A 4,643-nucleotide genomic window follows, 5' to 3' on the forward strand; every position below is an offset into this window, starting at 1 on the left:
CTTTTGACCCAAAAGAACTATTACTAAGAATAAAAGCTTTAAGCAAAAGAGTTCACCTTCCAGATAAAATAAAGATAGGGGATGTTGAGATAGATTTAGAAAATCAAATTGTTTTAAAAGATGGAAAAGAAGTAAAACTAACCAAAACAGCATGGAATTTACTATATTATCTTATAAAGAATAGAGGAAAAGTTGTAAGCAATGAAAACATTTTAAACTATGTATGGCATGATAAAGCTGTAGGAGATGAGGTAATAAGAGCTTACATAAAAGAACTTAGGAAGATTCTTCCTGAAGGAAGCATTGAGACATTTAAAGGAAGAGGATATAAATTAAATTGAAGCTTGAAACGAAAGTATTCATTCTCATATCTCTTGTTTTTATAATAAGCCTTTCTATGATTAATTTTATTAATCTTTACTATATTAATGACTTAATAGAAAAATATCAGCAGCTCCAGGATATCTTGAAGCAGCAAAGTCAGCTCCCTGCAATATTTCAAGATAACCTTAATTCTTATAAAAGTGAATATAGCAAAATGGTAATACTTTGGGAAGCTTTTTTAGTTTTTGGTTCTATAATTTCAATTTATTATTTAACATCTATATACTTAAAAAAAGAAGAAAGATATAAACAATTTCTACAACTTATGATTTTATCCATCAGTCATAAGCTTGGAAATAAGATTTCAATCCTTAACATTAATTTAGAATTGATAAAATCAAGCTGTAAAAATCAAGCTGTCGATAGATTAGAAAAATCTTTAACTTCTCTAAATGAAGACTTAAAAACTCTTTTAAATACATTCAAAAAACTTCAATTTGAAAGAAAAGAAGAAGAAAGATTTAGAGTTGACGAGTTAGTTTTAAAGCTTCTTGAAGAGTTTAAACCTTTTGAGAAAAAGGTTTTTTTAAAATTAAAGCCTTTGAAAAGTTTTAAGAATAGGTCCGACATAGAGGGTATTATTCAAATAATATTAGAAAATGCATTTAAATATTCAGAAAATAAAGTATATATAAAGATTTACAAATCAAACTTAATAATCAAAAACGATATTAAAAACAAAATAGAAAGCGGAAGCGGATTAGGTTTACTCATAGTTGAAGAACTATCAAAATTAAATAACTTAAAAGTCATAAAAAGAGTAAAAGGGAAATATTTTACTGTTTGTCTTGCTTTTTAACTATTAAAGCTTCTCCTTTAGCTATTTTATCAATTGCAATAACGGTTTTTTTAAGTGGAATTCCTTCTTCAGTGATATATGTTTCAAGACCTGTTTCATATAATTCTATTGCAAGTTTAGATGCTGCATGAACTAACTCATATCTGCTTTTTACTTTTTTTTAGTGCTTCTTCTATTAAAGGTCTTCTATTCATTCTGTACCTCCTGTCATTATGAAAAATATATTATATCATAATGAATGTAGTGTATGAAATTAATGTAGAGGCTGCTTGCAAAAATCAATGTTGTCTTTGGGCAAAGCGAAGAATCTCATTTTCATCCTTCTCTTCATTTCAAATAACAATAAAAGACGAGAACCTTAGGCTTTTAGCGTCAGGATGACGGACAAAAGTAAACTCATTTTACGCATACATTTGCAATTACAGGAATTTTGCAACACTCTCAATTAATGTAGGATATTTAAAGATATTTGAGATTATCAGCTTGTCTAAGAATAACAATATTAATGTCTTCCTTATCATCCTGATGCTGTAAAACCAAAGGATGATTATCCAATTTTATAAAGATTTTCAGTTTCTCACTTTAGATAATAAGTAACTATAACATAAGAGACCTTAGCTCATCGTCTTTTATTAAAGACAAATTAAATCGTTGTCTTTTAAATCTTTGAGATTTAATAATATGGCTCAAATTTTCTTTAGATTCAAGTAAGTTCTCATTAATTATTATGTAGTCATACTCTTTCCAGTGAGGAATTTCTCTTTTCGCCGTTTCTAATCTTTTTTGTATTTCTTCTTCGCTCTCTCCCCTTATTCTCATTCTACTTTCAAGCTCTTTTAAAGATGGAGGAAGAATAAATATTGAAATAGCCTCAGGAATGACCGATTTTATCTGCTTCATTCCTTGAACATCTATCACTAAAATTACATCAAAACCTTGATTTAGAAGCTCAAACGTCTCTTTTTTGGGTGTGCCGTAATAATTTCCATGAACGATTGCATATTCTAAAAAAGCATTCTCTTTGATCATTAATTCAAAAACTTCTTTAGCAACAAAGACATAATCAACACCATCTATTTCATTTTTTCTTTTCTTCCTTGTTGTATAAGTAATAACTCTCTTTAATTTTTCATCTTCTTCAAGCAAAAGATTTGTTAAAGTGGTTTTTCCGGCCCCAGCAGGAGATGAGATTATAAAAAGCTCACCTTTTATCATCTAACTCCCACATTCATAACAAGTATTGATGTTAATATATTAGAAATTTCCCAAAATACGGTTGGATATATTCCAAGTATTAAAACAACTATTGCGAGAAATCCAACGGTGAACTTCTCAGAAATAGTTAAATTAAATTTTCCTTCTATTACAGGTTCATACATATACATATAAGCAACAACTCTTAGGTAGTATCCAGCTGATATTACACTTGTAATAACAAGAACTACTGCAAGCCACCAAACATTTGATGATATTAAAGCCATAAATACACCAAATTTACCCATAAAACCAACTGTTGGTGGAATTCCAAGCATAGAAAACATATAAATCAGCATGAATAACGCCATTATTGGATGTTTTTTTGCAAGTCCTTTAAAGTTATCAATGTCATTAGTCCATCTGCTGTCTTTTTCAAAAGCTGACAAGAATATAAATCCACCAATTGCCATGAACATATACACTAAAGAATAGAATATTAAGGCTGTAAAGCCCATTCCATTTGGAGAAGCTAATGCAGCTAAGATATACCCTGTATGTGCAATAGAAGAATATGCAAGCATTCTTTTAACGTTTTTCTGCCTTAAAGCGATGATATTTCCAACGATCATTGACGCTGCTGCTAAAATTGCCCATGCATAAGACCATATACTGTTAACAAGCGGAAAAGCTTCCACCATAACTCTTAAAATTAATGCGTACGTTGCAACTTTTGAAATGCTTGCAAGAAATGCAGTAATTGGTGTTGGTGCAGCTTCGTAAGCGTCGGGCGTCCAGAAATGAAGTGGTACAGCAGATGCTTTTAATGCAAGACCTAAAATTAAAAGTACTAAACCAGCTGTTAAACCTACATCAGCTTTATCCTGAACTTCATTAAATATTCTTGCAAAATCAAAACTTCCGGTCTTTCCATATAAAAGTGCAATTGCATAACTAATTACAGCAGTACCTGCACCACCAATGATTAAATATTTGAATGCACCTTCCTTAGATTTATAATCCTTCCTCCAAAGACCAACTAAAATGTATATAGATACAGACATTAACTCTAAACCAATATAGAAGCTTACAAGGTTCGGAGAAGAGACCATTATCATCATTCCAAGAAGTGAAAATAGAATTAGGTAATAATATTCACCGTAAGATGTTTTTTTACTATCGACATAGGACTGTAAGTTAATGATGATTAAAATAGTTGAGATTAGTAAGAAAAATTTAAATACCAATGAAAAACTATCTACAATATATAATCCAAAAAGAGTAACGTCTCCTTCTGTAATGGTCAGCGTTGATAAGGTTGCTAAGGAAAGACCTAATACTGAAGTTATAAGAAGAATATTTCTATTTTTTGTAAATAACTCTAAAACAAAAGCTAATATAGCAGTTGTTAAAACAATTATTTCTGGAAGTAAAACATTAAAATTTGGAATTCCAAAGCCTGACGCAATTTCCTGAACGATAGTCATTTTGCTTACCCTCCTACTATCTTGTGTAAAACAAATTGGGTAGTGTTGTTAATTAAATTAATCCACCAATTAGGGTATATACCAATTACGAACATAAATATCACGAATGGCAAGAAAGACCAAAGTTCTGCCGTGTTTAAATCTTTTAGCTTTGAGTACTGTTTTATTTTTTCTTCAGAAAGCAGCTCTTCTTCAAACATTGTTTTCTTGTATAACCATAGTGTGTATGCAGCACCTACTATTAAGCTAAGACCGGCTAAAACAGCGGTTAAGATGCTAACTTTGAATGTTCCAAGCAGTGATAAAAACTCACCTACAAACCCAGACAATCCTGGCAATCCTGCCGAAGCCATAGCTGATATCATGAATAATGTTGCAAAAACTGGAACAAATTTTGCCATTCCGCCCAGGTCTTTCATTTCATAGCTATGAAGTCTCTCATAAATAAATCCTGCTGCCAAGAATAGCGCTCCTGATGTTAAACCGTGAGAAATCATAGTGATTATGGCACCGTTTACACCCTCAGGATTTAATGCAAATGTACCCATTGTCACAAATCCCATGTGGGATACAGAAGAGTATGCAATAAGCCTTTTTATATGTGTTTGAGCTATTGCCATCATCGCAGTATAAATAATAGCTATTACACTTAAAGTAAAGATTACCGGCATAAAATATTTGGATGCTTCCGGGAACCACGGAAGGCTAAATCTTACAAACCCATAAGTACCCATTTTTAACAAAACTGCTGCAAGTATTACAGAGCCTGCTGTTGGAGC

6 protein-coding genes are annotated in these 4,643 nt (G+C 31.3%); 2 read left to right on the plus strand and 4 right to left on the minus strand.

Going from position 1 to position 4,643, the window contains the following annotated elements; translation table 11 throughout:
* The coding region (locus tag SULYE_RS06225; RefSeq protein ID WP_007547634.1) for a winged helix-turn-helix domain-containing protein at positions 1–341 on the plus strand (341 nt) is incomplete at its 5' end.
* Positions 342–538: 197 nt separating this feature from the next.
* Complete coding sequence (locus SULYE_RS06230) at positions 539–1,183, plus strand: ATP-binding protein (RefSeq protein ID WP_007547635.1); 645 nt, start codon at positions 539–541, stop codon at positions 1,181–1,183.
* Here the strand turns inward: SULYE_RS06230 and SULYE_RS08590 are convergent.
* From SULYE_RS08590 to SULYE_RS06245, 4 genes are all read right to left on the minus strand, one after another.
* Positions 1,161–1,292: a hypothetical protein gene (locus SULYE_RS08590; RefSeq protein WP_232178618.1), complete on the minus strand. Its 132-nt coding sequence runs from the start codon at positions 1,290–1,292 to the stop codon at positions 1,161–1,163. The two genes, SULYE_RS06230 and SULYE_RS08590, sit on opposite strands and share 23 nt — an antisense overlap.
* Before the next feature lie 488 nt (positions 1,293–1,780).
* Positions 1,781–2,398, minus strand: a complete 618-nt coding sequence (gmk, locus tag SULYE_RS06235) for a guanylate kinase (protein WP_007547636.1) — start codon at positions 2,396–2,398, stop codon at positions 1,781–1,783.
* Positions 2,395–3,864: an NADH-quinone oxidoreductase subunit N gene (locus SULYE_RS06240; protein ID WP_007547637.1), complete on the minus strand. Its 1,470-nt coding sequence runs from the start codon at positions 3,862–3,864 to the stop codon at positions 2,395–2,397. Before SULYE_RS06240 ends, gmk begins: the two co-directional genes overlap by 4 nt.
* 5 nt (positions 3,865–3,869) lie before the next feature.
* The coding region (locus tag SULYE_RS06245; RefSeq protein WP_007547638.1) for a complex I subunit 4 family protein at positions 3,870–4,643 on the minus strand (774 nt) is incomplete at its 5' end.

The sequence above is a fragment of the Sulfurihydrogenibium yellowstonense SS-5 genome (assembly GCF_000173615.1).
GTDB lineage: Bacteria > Aquificota > Aquificia > Aquificales > Hydrogenothermaceae > Sulfurihydrogenibium > Sulfurihydrogenibium yellowstonense.